At 61.9% G+C, this 15914-nt stretch carries 16 protein-coding genes and 2 tRNA genes; 11 read left to right on the plus strand and 7 right to left on the minus strand.

Translation table 11 applies throughout. From position 1 onward, the window contains the following. The first annotated feature begins 192 nt into the window (after positions 1–192). The 3 genes from AC0L3S_RS18405 to AC0L3S_RS18415 all read left to right on the plus strand — a co-directional run bounded on the left by AC0L3S_RS18405 (position 193) and on the right by AC0L3S_RS18415 (position 3077). Positions 193–387, plus strand: coding sequence for a hypothetical protein (locus AC0L3S_RS18405; RefSeq protein ID WP_007607496.1), 195 nt, complete (start codon positions 193–195; stop codon positions 385–387). A gap of 105 nt (positions 388–492) precedes the next feature. Continuing rightward, the gene (locus AC0L3S_RS18410; RefSeq protein WP_473280297.1) at positions 493–2757 is read left to right on the plus strand and encodes an alpha,alpha-trehalose-phosphate synthase (UDP-forming); all 2265 of its coding nucleotides are present in this window, start codon (positions 493–495) and stop codon (positions 2755–2757) included. A gap of 128 nt (positions 2758–2885) precedes the next feature. Then, the gene (locus tag AC0L3S_RS18415) at positions 2886–3077 is read left to right on the plus strand and encodes a hypothetical protein (protein ID WP_473258531.1); all 192 of its coding nucleotides are present in this window, start codon (positions 2886–2888) and stop codon (positions 3075–3077) included. Between the two features lie 1384 nt (positions 3078–4461). On the opposite strand, the gene AC0L3S_RS18420 is transcribed toward AC0L3S_RS18415, so the two are convergent. The 3 genes from AC0L3S_RS18420 to AC0L3S_RS18430 form a co-directional block, all read right to left on the minus strand. Continuing rightward, on the minus strand, positions 4462–4782 hold the full coding sequence (locus AC0L3S_RS18420) for a hypothetical protein (protein WP_473258529.1): 321 nt from the start codon (positions 4780–4782) through the stop codon (positions 4462–4464). Between the two features lie 124 nt (positions 4783–4906). Further along, positions 4907–4981 (minus strand) — tRNA-Thr (locus AC0L3S_RS18425). Positions 4982–5147: 166 nt separating this feature from the next. Then, positions 5148–5657, minus strand: a complete 510-nt coding sequence (locus AC0L3S_RS18430) for a hypothetical protein (protein ID WP_473258527.1) — start codon at positions 5655–5657, stop codon at positions 5148–5150. 283 nt (positions 5658–5940) lie between these two features. Between AC0L3S_RS18430 and AC0L3S_RS18435 the strand changes: the two genes are divergently transcribed. Together AC0L3S_RS18435 and AC0L3S_RS18440 are read left to right on the plus strand one after the other, a co-directional pair. Beyond that, a complete protein-coding gene (locus tag AC0L3S_RS18435; protein ID WP_473280299.1) occupies positions 5941–6426 on the plus strand; it encodes a hypothetical protein in 486 nt (161 codons plus the stop codon). Positions 6427–6469: 43 nt separating this feature from the next. Beyond that, a complete protein-coding gene (locus AC0L3S_RS18440) occupies positions 6470–7003 on the plus strand; it encodes a hypothetical protein (RefSeq protein ID WP_085383403.1) in 534 nt (177 codons plus the stop codon). Between the two features lie 64 nt (positions 7004–7067). On the opposite strand, the gene rlmB is transcribed toward AC0L3S_RS18440, so the two are convergent. After that, entirely contained in the window at positions 7068–7898 is an 831-nt protein-coding gene (gene rlmB / locus AC0L3S_RS18445) for a 23S rRNA (guanosine(2251)-2'-O)-methyltransferase RlmB (RefSeq protein ID WP_473280301.1), read from the minus strand. Positions 7899–8104: 206 nt separating this feature from the next. Between rlmB and AC0L3S_RS18450 the strand changes: the two genes are divergently transcribed. Further along, a tRNA-Tyr gene (locus tag AC0L3S_RS18450) sits at positions 8105–8190 on the plus strand. 120 nt (positions 8191–8310) lie between these two features. Here AC0L3S_RS18450 and AC0L3S_RS18455 read toward each other — a convergent pair. Beyond that, positions 8311–9342: an LLM class flavin-dependent oxidoreductase gene (locus tag AC0L3S_RS18455; protein ID WP_473280303.1), complete on the minus strand. Its 1032-nt coding sequence runs from the start codon at positions 9340–9342 to the stop codon at positions 8311–8313. A gap of 157 nt (positions 9343–9499) precedes the next feature. Then, on the minus strand, positions 9500–10429 hold the full coding sequence (locus AC0L3S_RS18460) for a LysR family transcriptional regulator (protein WP_473280305.1): 930 nt from the start codon (positions 10427–10429) through the stop codon (positions 9500–9502). A gap of 106 nt (positions 10430–10535) precedes the next feature. Here AC0L3S_RS18460 and AC0L3S_RS18465 point away from each other — a divergent pair, with 106 nt between their 5' ends. The 3 genes from AC0L3S_RS18465 to AC0L3S_RS18475 are packed head-to-tail and all read left to right on the plus strand — an operon-like array spanning position 10536 to position 13653. Continuing rightward, a complete protein-coding gene (locus tag AC0L3S_RS18465) occupies positions 10536–11894 on the plus strand; it encodes an MFS transporter (RefSeq protein WP_247437775.1) in 1359 nt (452 codons plus the stop codon). Beyond that, positions 11891–12388 (plus strand): GAF domain-containing protein, encoded by a 498-nt coding sequence (locus AC0L3S_RS18470; RefSeq protein WP_473280307.1) that lies wholly within the window; start codon positions 11891–11893, stop codon positions 12386–12388. The genes AC0L3S_RS18465 and AC0L3S_RS18470 overlap by 4 nt, the downstream gene beginning before the upstream one ends. 17 nt (positions 12389–12405) lie before the next feature. Next, positions 12406–13653, plus strand: a complete 1248-nt coding sequence (locus tag AC0L3S_RS18475) for a metal-dependent hydrolase family protein (protein ID WP_473280309.1) — start codon at positions 12406–12408, stop codon at positions 13651–13653. A 6-nt stretch (positions 13654–13659) separates the two neighbouring features. On the opposite strand, the gene AC0L3S_RS18480 is transcribed toward AC0L3S_RS18475, so the two are convergent. Further along, on the minus strand, positions 13660–13851 hold the full coding sequence (locus tag AC0L3S_RS18480) for a hypothetical protein (protein ID WP_473280318.1): 192 nt from the start codon (positions 13849–13851) through the stop codon (positions 13660–13662). A gap of 129 nt (positions 13852–13980) precedes the next feature. Here AC0L3S_RS18480 and AC0L3S_RS18485 point away from each other — a divergent pair, with 129 nt between their 5' ends. Continuing rightward, positions 13981–14457: a hypothetical protein gene (locus AC0L3S_RS18485; RefSeq protein ID WP_473280310.1), complete on the plus strand. Its 477-nt coding sequence runs from the start codon at positions 13981–13983 to the stop codon at positions 14455–14457. A 324-nt stretch (positions 14458–14781) separates the two neighbouring features. After that, positions 14782–15849: a pentapeptide repeat-containing protein gene (locus AC0L3S_RS18490; protein ID WP_473280312.1), complete on the plus strand. Its 1068-nt coding sequence runs from the start codon at positions 14782–14784 to the stop codon at positions 15847–15849. Positions 15850–15914 lie beyond the last annotated feature (65 nt).

The raw sequence follows: 15914 nt of genomic DNA on the forward strand, positions 1-15914 counted from the left end.
TCCAACTCCCGCCGCGCGCTAATTCACCCGCACGTTGGCGGGCTGCTGTGTGGGACAGGAGTGATCTTCGGCAGAGCGCGCACAGCTTGCTACGTGACGAAACACGGTACAGTTCTGTACAATAGCAGCCGATCTGCCCCGCAGCCGCTTGCTCGCGGGCGACCTCCGAAGGATATTGCGCAGGGGGCTTTCATGATCAGCAAATCGAATCAAACGGCACTCAATGTCTTTCCGCAAGCGTACTGCCTGTCTTGCGAGGAAAAGACGCCGCATCGGCATGAACGGCTGGCAATCCACGGTACGCAAATGGCACGTGCGACTTGTCTCACCTGCAACAACGAGCGTACGGGCTTTGAGGAGGGGAAGCGGCTCGCCAATCCGAGCTAACAGCAGCCGTCCTTTGGTCTGGTATATGTTCGCTCACTACTGCTTAGCGCAATCGGCAGTGCCCAATGCGCCGCGAGAGCTGCGCCTGCTAGGCGGCTTGAGCAAATGCCTGCGGACAGTCGGGGTAGCTCCGGAGTGACCCCGATATCGTACAAGGAGTTCTTCCGCTATGGCATTTTCGGCCTGGCGGTAGCCGCAGTCGTGGCGTTCGGTATCTCGCCATTTACCGGAGGAATCGTACAGCAGTGGTCGCGAAGCGATGTTGAAGCCAGATCCAAGCTGGTCTTCAACGCCATCCAGCCGTTGCTTAGTCGTGATGTGGAAGACCAGGCCTGGGACCGGCTCTCGGACCTTTTCAAGAGAGTGGCACTCGACAAGAAGATTCTCGCGGTTGGATTTTGCGATCCGGAAGGCTCGTTGCTCGCGCCAACACCGGAGATGCCGGCGAGCTTCTCCTGCGAAAAGTCGGCCAAATCCGAGAACGAGAGTTTCGCAAGCATCGCCAGCGGCGGGCGACGAATTCTCGTAGCTGCGTTTCCGATCTCGAGTAGCCGAGGTCGTTCCTACCTCGTCATTCTAACCGACCTCAGCTTCGCGGCGGCCAGGTCCAGCCAGGTGCTGGCGTATCTGCTTGCCGCGCTTGCCGGCGTCGTTCTGGTCCTGACCGTTGGCACGATCATTTTCGCCGTCCTCATGATGCGCGGCTGGATGAAGGCATTGCGACGCGCGGTCGAGGAGGTCCGTCGAGGTGCTCAGGGAGTGCCACTCCAACTCGGTGGCTCGTCTATTGATCGAGAAATTCACAAGCTCTTGCGTAGCGCCGAACAAGTTACGTTTACAAGCCAGATCGATTGGACGCCGAAATCGCTTCAGGAGGTGCTGCAAAGCGTCCTCCCGGGGGCCGAAGTTCTCGTCCTTTCCAATCGGGAGCCCTACATTCACAACACTTCGGAAGCGGGGACTGTGGTGCAGCGGCCGGCGAGTGGATTGGTCTCGGCCCTGGAGCCAATCATGCGTGCCTGCGGTGGCACTTGGATCGCACACGGCAGCGGCAGCGCCGATCGGGAGACCGTCGACGACCACGATAGGCTCCGCGTCCCCGAGGCAGCCCCGGCCTACACGCTTCGGCGCATCTGGATCTCTGAGAAAGAACAGGACGGATATTACTACGGTTTTGCCAATGAAGGGCTCTGGCCATTGTGCCATATCGCTTTCGTGCGCCCTACGTTCAGGTCCAGCGACTGGCAAATGTATCGGCAGATCAACCAGCGCTTTGCCGATGCAGTCGTTGCCGAGGCGCGCGCCGAGGACCCCATTGTGCTGGTCCAGGACTATCACTTCGCGCTTGCTCCAAGAATGATCCGTGAGCGCCTGCCCAGGGCGACGATCATAACCTTCTGGCACATTCCGTGGCCGAATGCGGAAACATTCAGCATCTGCCCATGGAAGGCGGAGATTATCGAAGGATTGCTCGGCAGCACCATTGTTGGATTTCATACCCAATTTCACTGCAACAACTTCATCGAGGGTGTGGATCGCTTCTTGGAGAGCAGGATCGATCGCGAAGTGCAGGCGGTCAGCCTTGGAGGACATGAGACCAGAATACGTGCTTATCCAATCTCGATCGAATGGCCGCCAAGGGAACTGGAAAAGCTACCACCTCCCACGGAATGCCGATCTAGCATCCTCGCCCAGTTCGGATTGGCGGAGGATACGAGGCTGATCGTAGGCGTTGAGCGATTCGATTACACCAAAGGCATTCTTGATCGCATGCGGGCTGTAGACGCGCTTTTGTCGCGAAATCCGGCCTGGACAGATCGGCTTGCCTTCATCCAGGTCGCAGCACCGACGCGCAGCAAACTCAACGCGTACTCGAAGCTCCAGGCTGAAGCGGAGGCGCTCGCTGCCGAAATAAACGAGCGGCACCGCGGTCGCCAACCCTTGATGCATTTGGTCGCGCGGCACTACGAGCCGTCAGACGTGTTCCGGCTGTTCAGAGCGGCCGATGCCTGCGTCGTCAGCAGCCTGCATGACGGAATGAACCTCGTCGCGAAGGAGTTCGTTAGCTCGCGAGAAGACAACGCTGGGGTTCTTATCTTGTCGAGCTTCACCGGGGCGTCACGAGAATTATCCGAGGCTCTCATCGTCAATCCCTATGACACCGAAGAAATGGCATCGGCTATCCAGCTTGCACTTACAATGCCAATCGAGGAGCAGGCCGAGCGCATGAAGCTTATGCGACAGCAGGTCAAGGAGCATAACGTCTATCGCTGGGCGGGCACGATGCTGGTGGACGCAGCGCGAAGTCGCACTCGCGAGCGGGTTCTTGGCCTGGCCACCAATGCCGGTCATGGCGTGAAGCAGATCTGAGGGGCCTCTTCAAAAGCGGTCTTCAAGAAAATCGGTACCAAAGCGTACGGTTGGTTCTTTCCAAAACGACAGCTCAGTCGCACTCTCGTGCTTGCGATTTTCGCTCCGTGATGTGGAGGAAGGCGAATATGAACATGCTGATCGGAGCTGCGATGCTTGCGGTAGCAGGCATCCTGATCTTCATCGGGCTTCCCGATCGGACCGGCGTGCAACCGAAGTTCCTGCGCTTTGAAGCAGCGCTGGTTCTGTATCCTCCAATGATCTTGTCGTTCATTGGCCTCGGCGCTGCGGCCCTGATTTCAGGCCTGCTCACCAGATAGTCGCCTTTCGAGACGTAGAGACGACCCTACAAACCCGCCCAAAATGCAATCGGTCACGGCGTGGGTTGGAAGCCATCGTCCAGGAGGCGAATGCGTAGGGCATGTCGGCACTCCCAGGCATCAGTCAAGCGGGAGTAGAGTTGGCTCGCGGCAAAGCGCGCAAGATCACCGACTGTCGCAGGACCCTGGCGCACGAAGCCCTTGATCCCAAGCAGCGCCTGATGCTTACGGTTGCGCGCCATCCCCGGGTTCTATCGATACTGCTGGACAAGCATCCCAAAGCAATGCGGTGATGGACCACCGGAGAAGCCGGGGCGTTCCATTCGATGAAGCGGACAATGATATGCAACGAGTGGCGCACCGAATTCGCCTCCGAATGCGCATCTGCCGGTAAAGGACAGGCCGCCGCGATAGCTGCCGTTGCACGGTCGCTATCGACTGAGCGATCTCCAGCGGACCGACTGCGAAACGTGGATTATCTCACACGCCGCTTCGGCCTGGTCACTTGAGATTTACCGCCAGACGATCGACGTGCCGCGACCTCTAAGGCAGCGAGGCCGAAGGCGGAGACAGCGATTAGAATAACGAGTAGCAGCAGGCTGCCATACATTCAGATGACTCCTGCCGAGCGGCTCTTGTGAGGAGCGCGTGGTTCGACAACGCGCGTGGAGGGTAGAGTGAAGTTGACGATCAAGCAATTGCACATGCGGACAGAAGCAGGCAGGTAAGTGTACGCACGCAAGGCCATGCCTGCAGCCTGAGACTTGGCGGCATCTACACGCAAAGGTTTTCGGCTCTACGTGTTTCTGATGCTGCGGAAAAAAGATGCCGGCCGGGGCGCTCTCAAAAATATGCGTTCGCCGGGATTTTCCATGAACGATCACTTTAGGCCGAACGGAATGTAGTGATTGGCAGCTCGCCAGGCAGTCGGGAGATCGCTTGTCGCCCGTCGGGAAAATCCTGACTATCAGGACATCCGTTCGGGCGGGAAGGTTCGGTCGTGAATGTGGCTCTGTGTCAAAAACCTCAATTGGCAGGGGGGCATCTGCATTGCTCTACTTGCCTGTATGGCTTGGCACATTTCGAAAGTTTTTCGGTGATCAAGCCACGAAAGCACGGCGTGTCCGCGAGCCTAGCGCAACACTGTCGGCAGCACGAAAGGTCTGGTGGGTTGCACGATGGTAATCTCCCGAGGAGTGGGAGTATGCTGCGACGTCTGCCAAAGACGGCGCTGGAACGCCGCACACAATCACGTTCAAGAATGGAAAGGCCGCTCTTCGGGGCGGCTTTTCTGTGAGCATAGGAGGAAGAGCAAATGCATCTGAAAGCTCCGATCGATCTTGACGCGGAAAGGTCGCGCAGAAGGGCCGTGTGGTTGCGTCAACTAGCCGAAGGGGCGGCTCACCCGGAATTCGCTGAAAAGCTGAAGGATCTGACTGAAGAATATGACGGACTTGCCGAACAATTGGAGCATGAGAGCCAGTAGGTTCGTCTCGCGATCGCCTTCTGGGAATGCTGGCAACCGAATCGAGCGCGGCGCCGCGAGGATCTCTACTTCGCGCCTTTCATCCTTCACACCGCGCAAGTATTGGACGGCGCGCGTCGTGACAGTACCGAGGACGCCAATCTCGCGGTCAAGGTCAATGTAGCTCGAGCAGAGCAGCAAGAACCGCATGTCGCGCCATCCCCGCTTCTGGCGCAGCATCTCTCGCTGGCTTGACACCTCTGCGAGTTTCACTACCGGAGTGTAGCCCTGTATCCCCCAACACCATTCGCGCCTTGATCTGGAAAAATCGGGGCTACATTCTGCGCTAAGTCATTGTAAACGTTGGTGCCGGCTGAGGGGATTGAACCCCCGACCTTCGGTTTACAAAACCGCTGCTCTACCGCTGAGCTAAGCCGGCGACGCCTGGAGACACGGGCAGGGCCGGCGTATGCCGGGTCTATCCGCCCGCGTGCGCGCGCAATACCAGACTTGACCGGAAAGTGCCAGAACCCGCGATCCCCGATGCAGACATGAATCAGGCGGCCCGAGGGCCGCCTGATCTGTCGCGTTCGGTTCAAGCCGCCTTACTGGCAGATGTGCCGGCGACCGTCTTGGCCCTTGAACCAGGTGCCGGGCGTGCAAACGAAGCCGTTGCGCTGGGCGTAGGTGCGGGTGTCCCACCCGCGATTGTCCCAAGAATTATTCCACGAATTATCCCAACGATTGTCGTAGGCGTAGGCGTCGTTCGGGGCACGGAACGGCGCGGTGGCGATCGCGCCCGCAGTGCCGATGGCTGCGCCGGCCACGCCAGCGGCTGTTCCGACCGCGCCGGCGGCGACGTCGGTCGGCCAGAAGCCGGTGCGGCTCCTGTTCCAGTCGTTATTCCAGTCGCCGTTGTTGGTCTGGCGATAGGACACGCGACGATGCCGATAGCCGCTATCGGTGTACGGATTTCCCGGTCCGACGTTCTGGCAGTTGGCGTTGGGGAATTGCGCCGCGCAACGGCCGGGATTGGTGATCACGGCCTGCGCCATGGCAGAGCCTGCCACCAGGGTCGCCGCAATCGCCGTGGCTCCGAGAAGTTTGACGTTCATGATTGTTTGGCTCCCGTTTTGTTGACGGGGGCTAAACGCCAAGGACGCCGGACGTTCCGCTGAAACCGGGGGATTTTCGTCGGCGATAGTCAAACGGAAGTGAGCACGCGCCATGGTTCCGGACTGCAGGATCCGGCGGCGTTAACGCTTCGCTAGCTCGCTTTGGAGGATTTGAGCGGCGCGCAATCCTTACACATTAGGCTTACCGGCAATTGGTGACAGGGCCTTAACCCTCTCTGCGTCGCCATCGGGTAGGTTGTCGCCGGATAAATGGGATCCCCTCATGCGCGCATCTGCGCTCGCCGCCTTTCTGATCGGACTGCCCGCGACGGCGTTTGCCGGCGGCGGCTTCGATATCGTCGTCCCCGGCCGCCCCGGCGTGCCCATCATCATCAACAACATCGACGCGTCCTATGCCGTGGTCGAGGGGACCTGGGGCCTGGGGAAGAACGTGCAAGTGCAGCCCACGATCTATGGCGGCCGCTATGTCCCCGAGCGCCAGCCCGCCGAAGTCGGCCATTACTACCCGACGCTGGGCCTGCGGCCCGGCTATGGCCGGCTCGAGGTCGAGCCGCCCGCGAACCGCAAATTGCCCAAGCCCGCCGAGGGCTATTACCAGAGCTGGGGCGCGCAATCGGCGCCGCTGCCGCCGCAGATGGACGTGCCCGTCAATCCGCCGCCGGTGATCCTCGCGCCTGAGATCAACGACTATCCGCGGCGTCCTCGGCCGCGGCCGCGTGCAGAGATGCCCGGCAGACCGCCGGGTTAAGAAACGACAAAATCCAAAAAACGGAAATCAACAGGAGAGAGTAATGCGTCAGATGATTTCGGGACTGGTCGCGGCGGCTGCCGTGATGTTCGCCGCCACCGCGCCCGCCGCGGCCTGCGGCTTCGATCCGTGCCAGCCGGTCGCGCCGGTCTATTCCGGCTGCAACACCGGCTGCGGCGGTTATGGGGCCGGCTACGGCTACGGCTACGGCGCCTATGAGCGTCTCGCCGAGCCCACCACGCAATATTATCACGTGAACCAGGGCCCGACCTACACCGGCCCGGGCGCCTTCGCGCCGTATCCGACCTATCGTGAGGACGCGGTGGTTGCGCCCGCCAATTACGGCTACGGCCGTGGCTATGGCTATGGGCACGGCTATGGCTATCGCGCCGCCGCGGTCGAAGCGCCGGCCGCCTATCCCTACCGCCGCCCGTATTACCGTCCGTATCGCTACGGCTACGGCCCGCGTGCCGGCTATCTGCCGCGCACGCACTACGGCTACGGTCCGCGCTACGGCTACGCCCCGCGCCATGCGCCGTACTACGGCGGCCACCGTGTGCTGCGCCGCTATTACTGATCGCCTGATCGGTTGAACCAGCGAGAGCCCGTCCGCATGCGGACGGGCGTTTTCTTTTGTTTTGTTACCGCTTCATCAGCCCGAGACGGCTGGCGCCGACATAGAGCGAGAGCACGGCGGCATTCGAGACGTTGAGGCTCTTGATCTCGCCGGGCATGTCGAGCCGCGCCACGACGCTGCAGGTCTCGCGTGTCAATTGCCGCAGGCCTTTGCCTTCAGCGCCCAGCACCAGCGCGAGCGGCTCGCGCAGGGTGACCTCGGAGAGATCCGCGCTGCCTTCACTGTCCAGCCCGACGGTCTGGAAGCCGAGCTCATTCAGCGTGGTCAGTGCCCGGGCGAGGTTTTGCACCGTCACCATCGGCACCAGCTCCAGCGCGCCGGAGGCGGCCTTGGCCAGCACGCCGGTCGCTTCCGGACTGTGGCGCGCCGTGGTGACGATCGCCTTCACGGCGAAGGCCGCAGCCGAGCGCAGGATGGCGCCGACATTGTGCGGATCGGTGATCTGGTCGAGCACCAGCACGATGCCGTCGTGCTCAAGATCCTCGATGTCGGGGGAGGGCAGGGGATCGGCCTCAGCGAGCAGGCCCTGGTGCACGGCGTCGGGCGACAGCAGCCGGTCGATCTCCTGGGGCCGGACGATCTCGGGCGTGACCGGGATCGCGATGTTCTCGTCCGCCAGACGCCTTGCGGCGTTCTCGGTCAGCGTCAGCTTGCGGATCTGCCGCTGGGGGTTGGCGAGCGCCATGGTGACGGTGTGCCAGCCATAGAGGATGACAGGTCCGTCGGTGTCCGAATCGCGATCGCGCCGGGCCGGGCGACCGGCCGATTTTCCGGGCCTGTTGAAGGGCTTAGACCCGCCGCGGGGGCCCCTCGGGTTGAATTTTCGATCCTTCATGGGCTCGCTTGTGTCACGGGTCCCGGAATATGGCAATTTGGGTGGTGTCGGGGGCGATTTTAGCTGTTCGCCTCGGTTGACTTTACCCCACCGCTTCGCCGATAACCGCGCCCGGTCGCGCCCCCATCCGGGCTGTCGCGGCCTTCACGTTCCATGGCCGTCTTCGGTCGCCGGCAAGGTCCGGCCCGATTGTGCTGCCGTCGAGCGGGGGAGTGTCCCGAGTGGCAAAGGGAGCTGACTGTAAATCAGCCGCCTTATGGCTTCGCAGGTTCGAGTCCTGCCTCCCCCACCATCCTTCGCTCGCTTCGCGAGCTACGGCTGGGCGAGCCAGCCCAGATCAGCGTCAAGCGAAGCTAACGGAGGCTGCCGCTCCGTAGCCTGACGGCGCAGGCGGGCTTTCGTAGCGCGCAAGTCACCCCATCATCTCCCTGACCATCGGCACCACCTTCCGCCCGTAGAGCTCGATGCTCTTCATCAGCTTCTCGTGCGGCAGCGGGCCCGCCGAATACTTCAGCTGGAACCGCGAAATGCCGAGTGCCTTTGCGGTCTTGGCGATCTTGCGCGCGACCGTCTCGGGCGAGCCGACATAGAGCGAACCGTGCTCGGCCTCGTTCACGAACTCGTCGCGGCCCATCGGAGGCCAGCCGCGTTCCTTGCCGATGCGGTCGCGCATCGCCTTGTAGTCGGGCCACAGCTCCTCGCGCGCCCGTTCGTCGGTCTCGGCGACATGGCCTGGCGAGTGCACGCCGATCGGCTGTGCCGGGCGGCCGAACTCCCTGAACGCGCGGTGGTAGAGATCGACGAAGGGCGCGAAGCGCGCGGGATCGCCGCCGATGATCGCGAGCATCAAGGGCAGGTCGTAATGCGCGGCGCGCACCACCGATTGCGGACTGCCGCCGACGCCGATCCAGGTCTTCAGCGTGCCGTTCTCGACCGGGGGATAGACCAGCTGCCCCTTGAGCGGCGGACGCAGCTTGCCTTCCCAGGTCACCGGCTCTTGCGACAGCAGTGCTGCGAACAGATCGAGCTTCTCCTCGAACAGCGCTTCGTAAGCCCGCAAATCAAAGCCGAACATCGGAAAGGATTCGGTGAACGAGCCGCGGCCGAGGATCACCTCGGCGCGCCCGTTCGAGAGCGCATCGAGTGTCGCAAACCGTTGGAAGACGCGGATCGGATCGTCCGAGCTCAGCACCGTCACGGCTGAGCCGAGATGGATGCGGCTGGTCCGCGACGCGATGGCCGCCAGCACGGTCTCAGGGGAGGAGATCGCGAAGTCGGCGCGGTGATGCTCGCCGAGGCCGATGAAGTCGAGGCCGAGCTCGTCGGCGAGCACCGCCTCGTCGACGACGTTGCGGATCACCTGCGCGTGCGGAAGCATCGCGCCGGAGACGTCCCTGGTGACGTCGCCAAAGGTGTCCAGTCCGAATTCGAGTGGTGCGGTCATTGCTGAGATCTCTGCGGGCGCGGCTTGCGCGCCTGTCACTGGGGGAGGGGATTGCCTCGGTTGCAGCTAGGCAGCGCGGACTGGTGCACAATGCTGCTTCGAGAAACCCATTGTTTCCCTTTTTTCATGGTGTCGGGGGGGCGCGCCGCCCGTGGCTTCAGTCGGACCTGGCGAACATCTCGACCAGGGTCTCGCGCAGCCAGCGCTGCGCCGGTACGGTGTCGTTGCGCTGGTGCCAGAACAGGCTGACGATGCGTGGCGGCGCCTTGAGCGGAAGCGGCATCGCGTGCAGGAACGGCGCGTGCCGGGATTGCGAGCGCAGATCGCTCGGCAGCACGGCGACGAGGTCGGACTGGCGCACGATTTCGTAGGCGGCGCTGTAGTGATTGACGGTCGCGACCAGGTTGCGTGACAGCCCGCGCGAGGCGAGGAAGAGGTCGTAGGACGGCAAGGTCTTGCCGGCGAGGCTCACATCGACATGCCCCGCGTTGAGGAAGCTGCGCGTGCTCAGCCGCTTCATCGCCGCGAGGGGATGGCCGCGCCGCATGAAGCAGGCGTAGTCGACGGTCCACAGCGAGCGCGAGCGGATGGCGGCCGGCTGCTGCGCCTCGTTGACATAGACGCTGAGCACGCAATCAACGCGATTGTCCTCGAGCTGGTCGGCGATCTCCACGACGGTGTTGGGAACGGTGTGGATTCGCGCCTTCAGCGCGACCTTGCCGAAATGGTTCAGCAGGTTCGGCATTACCAGCGAGGCGACATAATCCGACATCGACAGGCTGAACTCGGTCTGCGCACGGCGCGGATCGAACACCTGCTCGTCGAGCGCGCCACGGACGGTTTCGAGCGCTTCGCCGATCGGCTCCCACAGCACCACGGCGCGCTGGGTCGGACGGATGCCGGTGCCGGACCTGACGAACAGGGGATCGCCGAGCGCGTCCCGCAGGCGTGCGAGCGCGTTGCTGACCGCTGGCTGCGTCATCAGAAGCGCGTTGGCGGCGCGCGTGACGCTGCCCTCGGTCATCAGCGCCTCGAACACTTTCAGCAGGTTGAGGTCGAGCTTTCGGAACGACAGAACATTCACCACAGTGATGTACTAGATCATGATTATAAATTATGACGATAATATCTCCTTGTCTATGGTTCCCCAGGGAATGAGCGGAGTGCCGGGCCGCCAGACAGAGGGGACTTTCATGTCGATGATCTCGGCGCGCATCGAGCGCCTTCCATTTGCACGCTTCCACGGGCATCTGCTGCTGATGGGCGGGCTCGGCTACATGTTCGACGCGATGGACGCAGCCGTGCTGGCGTTCATCCTGCCGGTGCTGCGCACGACCTGGAATCTGTCGAGCGTGCAGATCGGCGTGCTCGGCAGCAGCACCTATATCGGCTTCCTGTTCGGCGCGCTGCTGGCGGGCACGCTGGGTGACCTGATCGGCCGTCGTGCGGTGATGATGTCGGCGCTGGCGCTCTATTGCGTCGCATCCATCGTCAGCGCGGCGGTGAACGATTGGTCGTCCTTCTTCGCCGCCCGGGTCGTCGCGGGCATGGGCACCGGCGCGGAGAGCGCTATCATTGCGCCCTATCTGGCGGAATTCGTCGCACGGCGTTACCGCGGCAGCTTTACCGGCGCGCTGGCCGGCTTCTTCTCCTTCGGTTTCGTCGCGGCAGCCTTGCTCGGCTATTTCATCGTGCCCGCCTATGAGAACGGCTGGCGCATCGTTCTGGTGATCACCGCGGTGCCGGTCGTCATGCTGCTGTGGTGGCGCAGGGCGCTGCCGGAATCGCCGCGCTGGCTGGAAAGCCGGGGCCGGGAGAAGGAAGCCGCAGCCGTGCTCGACAGGATCGAGGCCGGATTTGTGAGCCAAGGCCACGTCCTGCCGCAACCGGTCGTCGAAATCACGGCGCCCGCCGTGACTGGTGGGACGCTGCTTGCCAATTTTGCCGCGCTGCTCGCCGGCCGCCAGGCGCGCATCACCATCATGACCTGGATCATGTGGCTTACGATCACGTTCAGCTACTATTCCTTCTTCGTCTGGATCCCCGGCCTTCTGGTCCAGAACGGCATGAGCATCACCAAGAGCTTCGCCTATTCGATCGCGATCTACTGCGCGCAGATCCCCGGCTATTTCAGCGCCGCGTACTTCAACGAGCGCATCGGCCGGCAGGCGACGATCGCCTCCTACATGGTGCTCGGCGGCGCCAGCGCGCTCGGGCTTGCATTCGCGCAGAGCGACCAGCACATCATGGTCGCCGGAATCTTGCTGTCCTTCTTCATGAACGGTACCTATGCCGGCGTCTATGCCTATACCGCCGAGGTATTTCCGACGGCGGTGAGAACCACCGGCGCCGGGCTCGCCTCCGCGATCGGCCGCATCGGTGCGATCGTCTCGCCGATCCTGGTCGGCTATCTCTATCCCAATTTCGGCTTCGCAGGCGTGTTCGGCCTGACCACAAGCGTGCTGCTGTTAGGCGCGCTCACCGTGGTGCTGATGGGCGTGCCGACGCGCGGCCGTTCGCTGGAAGAGATCGCGGCGGGCGAAGTCGCATGAGGAAGACGAAACACCGATCCGATCCGCTGCTCTGCGCGGTGGCGGCCGCGCAGGGCAGGCCGGATCAGCCGGATGCCCTGTACTCGGCGCTGGACGACGCCCTGAAATCGGCGATCGGGCACAAGCTGTTCACGATCCTGACCTATGACGACGACACGAGGGAAGCAGCGCGGGTGTATTCCAATCTCCCCGGACCTTACCCCGCGGGCGGACGCAAGCGCCTGGCGCCGGGGCCGTGGACCGAGGCCGTGCTCGACCGCGGCGAGGGCTATATCGGCCGCACCCGGGACGATCTGCGCGAGGTGTTTTCCGATCACGAGCTGATCGCTTCGCTCGGCTGCGAAAGCGTGCTCAACATGCCCGTGTGCTGGCGCGGGCGCACGCTCGGCTCGCTCAATCTACTCCATGAGGCAGGCTGGTACGGCGAGGACGATATCGCAGCGTGTCTTCCATTCGCCCAGCTCGCCTTGCCCGCGCTGCTCACCCAGTCCTGATCAGACAGGAAGTCGTCATGTCCCGTGTGCTCTTCAAGAACGCCGCTCTGCTCGACCCGCTTCAGCCGGACCTCCTCGAGGGACATCACGTGATGGTCGAGGACAATCTGATCAAGGAGGTCTCCGATCGGCCGCTCCAGGTGGAAGCCGACCGCACCATCGATCTGAAGGGCAAGACGCTGATGCCCGGCCTGATCGACCTGCATGTGCATGCGATCGCCGTAGAGCTCAATTTGGCGCAGCAGGTGCACATGCCCAACGTGCTGGTGACGCTGCGCTCGACGCTGCTGCTGCGCGGCATGCTGCGGCGGGGCTTCACCACCGTGCGCGACGCCGGCGGCGCCGGCCATGCGCTGAAGCAGGCGATCGAGACCGGTCTCACCGACGGTCCGCGGCTGTTCGTCTCGGGACGTGCGCTGAGCCAGACCGGCGGCCACGGCGACATGCGGGCGCGCTCGGACTATCTCGCCAGCGACGCACCGTGCCCCTGCTGCGTGCGTGTCGGCGCGCTGGCGCGCGTTGCCGATGGCGTCGACGGCGTGCGCAAGGCGGCCCGCGAAGAGCTCCAGATGGGCGCCGATCAGATCAAGATCATGGCCTCCGGCGGCGTCGCTTCACCGACCGATCCGGTCGGCGCCTTCGGCTACTCCGAGGACGAGATCCGCGCCATCGTCGAGGAGGCGCGCGGGCGTCAGACCTATGTGCTTGCCCACGCCTACACCGCTGCCGCGATCGAGCGCGCGGTGCGCTGCGGCGTGCGCACCATCGAGCACGGCAATCTGGTCGATGCTCCGACCGCGCAACTGATGGCCGAGAAGGGCGCCTATGTGGTGCCGACGCTCGTCACCTACGAGGCGCTGGCCAACGAGGGCGCCCAATATGGTCTGCCGCCGGAGAGCGTGGCCAAGATCGCCGATGTCCGCGACGCCGGCCTGCGTTCGCTCACGATCTACCGCGACGCCGGCGTGAAGATGGGGTTCGGCAGCGACCTGCTCGGACCGTCGCAGCGTCTGCAGAGCGACGAATTCCGCATCCGTGCCGAAATTCTCGGGCCGCGCGCCGTCATCGCCAGCGCGACATTGATCGGCTCCGAGGTGCTCGGCATGGAGGGCAAGCTCGGTCGCGTCATGCCCGAAGCCATTGCGGACCTGCTGGTGGTCGACGGCAATCCGCTGCGCGACGTGGCCTGCCTGCTCGGCCAGGGCGAGCACATTCCGCTGGTGATGAAGGCTGGCAAGGTCCAGTTCGACCGGCTGGGCGCGTAGCCGGCGTTACCGCCACATCCCGCGCATCTTTGCCCCGATGTCGATCTTCGGCCCCTGCGCCGCGGTGCGGGCCGCGCCGGCGGCGGCTTTCGGCCAGGCGGTGCGCTCGAACAAACGGATGAGGGATTTCTGGATGAAGCGGGTGCGCGAGGCATAGACATGGCGGTTGCCCTTGGCGGCCTGGCTACGAAGTGACAACTTGATCTATCTACGTTAGATTGTGTTCTCGCGTGTGGATCTGCACACCCGTTTGGGGTGGATTGGTGTGGTTTTCATTTTCTAATACGTATTTCTAGTTTCGGTTGCGAAGGCACGGGGGTATTTGCAATGTCGCCGAAAATGTCAACGTTAGCGCTGGTGCTGTCGGTCGTTACCATCTACTTGGCGGGGATCGAAACCGCGCACGCGGAGACCATCCGCGTTCCGTGGCCCATTTGGATACTGATTGAAGGATGGTATCTGCTGGTTTGGGGGATTGGCGGGCTATGGGCCCTCGTTGTCGCAAGCTTCAACGCTTTTTGGGCTTTTCTACTATTCGTTGTCTTTGTGCCTCTGCCAAGGCTTATGCTTGGCATAGTCGTAACCCTCGGCGGTGCATTTCTTCCGGATGATATTTTTTCAACGGCCAAGACGGCCAGTGAGAAAGGAGGAAAAAAGACAGAAGATAGAGCGCCTCAAGCTGGCGCTGGCGCAATCGAGGTAGGGCTCAACAAAGTCTCCATGAAGGGTGCACCGCGATATGCTGTCTGCTTGATAGGAATCATGATCGTGGCCTCTTCACTTTGGCAATTTTCGGGGAAGTAGGAAGTCAGAAATTTAGCTTCACATGCGATCCGTCAAACCCCTTCGATCGCCAACGTCTGTGTGCGCCGAGCCTTCTCGCAACGTCGGGTCCATTTGCAACCGTCTACCGCCACATCCCCCGCATCCGCGCGCCGATGTCGACCTTTGGCCCTTGCGCCGCCGTGCGGGCCGCGCCGGCGGCGGCTTTCGGCCAGGCGGTGCGCTCGAACAGATAGATGAGCTGCTCCGGGATGAAGCGGGTGCGCGAGGCGACCCACTGGTCTACCCGTTGAGGTTGCTAAGTCGAGCTGCTTCTGCAATTCTAGTCGAATTTGCGAGGGGCAAATGGCGGAAATTGATGCGATCTGTCTTGATATAGACAACTGCTTCGCTTCTCACGAACGTTGGATTGTGTCGGGCGGCACCGAGGGAAAGCCTGCAAGGCTGTCCGAGAAGTCGATTAAAGATCGCGATATTACAGATGTTAACCTCGACCATATCGAATTCGAAAATTGCGATTTGACCAACGTGCGCTTTGATCGCAGTAATTTGCGGCAAGCAGTTTTTAGAGGGTGTTTGCTCGCAGGGACTAGCTTCCGGCAAGCGGTTTTGACTGGCGCGAACTTCGTGGATTGTCGGGGAATGACCGCGAAGCAGTTGTCGGGCGCTAACCTCGAAGCTGCAACGTTACCGGGGGCCGCGGCTGATTTTCCAAATTTGAAGAGACTGTCGGAGATATCTAAGTCGGCCATTACTCTTCTTTTTTCTGTAATCGGCGCTTGTATTACCCTAGTCATCGGACTCCTGAACGTGTCCGATCAGTCATTGCTCTCGAACGGTGGTTCATTTCCAATTCTTGGCACAACAATAACTGTGCCGACTGCCGTTTTTGTCGTGGCGATGCCGTCGTTAATCGTGGCCTTGTGGCTATACTTACTACTTACCCTTCAACAAGTATGGGAGGAGTTTGCTGACCTGCCCAGCATATTTCCTGACGGAGAACCGAGGCATCGAAAAGCCGAGCTGTGGTTGCTGGGTAGTTATGTCCGCCGGAGATCTGGTACGTCGATGCTGGATGGAATTGAGCTTGCTCGACTGTCGACTTTCTATGTGTTGACTTGGATGGTCGTGCCATCCGTCGTCTTTGCCGCTTGGACAGTATACCTCCGACGCCACGATTGGCCGGGGATATGGATTTTGACGGCGATGACCACGATCTCCATCTTGGGGGCCGGTTACTTTCTGCAGCGCGGTCGTACGACTTTTAGGTCAGCGGCTAGTGGTCGCCTTCGATCAGCGCAAGTTGCGTTGGTTGCTGCATCTTTTGCGCTGCCATTGGCTCTTTTGGCAACGTCAGACGCGGCCGTAAATGCAAGTCGTCCGTTTGAGGTGTATGCTGAGCTAGTGTCCTGAGTCACAAGTTCGCAATCATAGATTCGCAGTAGATTCGCGTCGCCGTGCCAAGGATGGAGGCTGCA

It is taken from the genome of Bradyrhizobium sp. Ken01 (genome assembly GCF_055807355.1).

What these genes read in the sequence shown, in the direction of transcription:
- AC0L3S_RS18410 (WP_473280297.1), top strand. Translation starts at nt 493, where the DNA reads ATGCCTGCGGACAGTCGGGGTAGCTCCGGAGTGACCCCGATATCGTAC.
- AC0L3S_RS18440 (WP_085383403.1), top strand. Translation starts at nt 6,470, where the DNA reads ATGCGTCAGATGATTTCGGGACTGGTCGCGGCGGCTGCCGTGATGTTC.
- AC0L3S_RS18420 (WP_473258529.1), bottom strand. Translation starts at nt 4,782, where the DNA reads ATGCTGCGCCAGAAGCGGGGATGGCGCGACATGCGGTTCTTGCTGCTC.
- AC0L3S_RS18475 (WP_473280309.1), top strand. Translation starts at nt 12,406, where the DNA reads ATGTCCCGTGTGCTCTTCAAGAACGCCGCTCTGCTCGACCCGCTTCAG.
- AC0L3S_RS18490 (WP_473280312.1), top strand. Translation starts at nt 14,782, where the DNA reads ATGGCGGAAATTGATGCGATCTGTCTTGATATAGACAACTGCTTCGCT.
- AC0L3S_RS18455 (WP_473280303.1), bottom strand. Translation starts at nt 9,342, where the DNA reads ATGACCGCACCACTCGAATTCGGACTGGACACCTTTGGCGACGTCACC.
- AC0L3S_RS18430 (WP_473258527.1), bottom strand. Translation starts at nt 5,657, where the DNA reads ATGAACGTCAAACTTCTCGGAGCCACGGCGATTGCGGCGACCCTGGTG.
- AC0L3S_RS18405 (WP_007607496.1), top strand. Translation starts at nt 193, where the DNA reads ATGATCAGCAAATCGAATCAAACGGCACTCAATGTCTTTCCGCAAGCG.
- AC0L3S_RS18465 (WP_247437775.1), top strand. Translation starts at nt 10,536, where the DNA reads ATGTCGATGATCTCGGCGCGCATCGAGCGCCTTCCATTTGCACGCTTC.
- rlmB (WP_473280301.1), bottom strand. Translation starts at nt 7,898, where the DNA reads ATGAAGGATCGAAAATTCAACCCGAGGGGCCCCCGCGGCGGGTCTAAG.
- AC0L3S_RS18485 (WP_473280310.1), top strand. Translation starts at nt 13,981, where the DNA reads ATGTCGCCGAAAATGTCAACGTTAGCGCTGGTGCTGTCGGTCGTTACC.
- AC0L3S_RS18470 (WP_473280307.1), top strand. Translation starts at nt 11,891, where the DNA reads ATGAGGAAGACGAAACACCGATCCGATCCGCTGCTCTGCGCGGTGGCG.
- AC0L3S_RS18435 (WP_473280299.1), top strand. Translation starts at nt 5,941, where the DNA reads ATGCGCGCATCTGCGCTCGCCGCCTTTCTGATCGGACTGCCCGCGACG.
- AC0L3S_RS18415 (WP_473258531.1), top strand. Translation starts at nt 2,886, where the DNA reads ATGAACATGCTGATCGGAGCTGCGATGCTTGCGGTAGCAGGCATCCTG.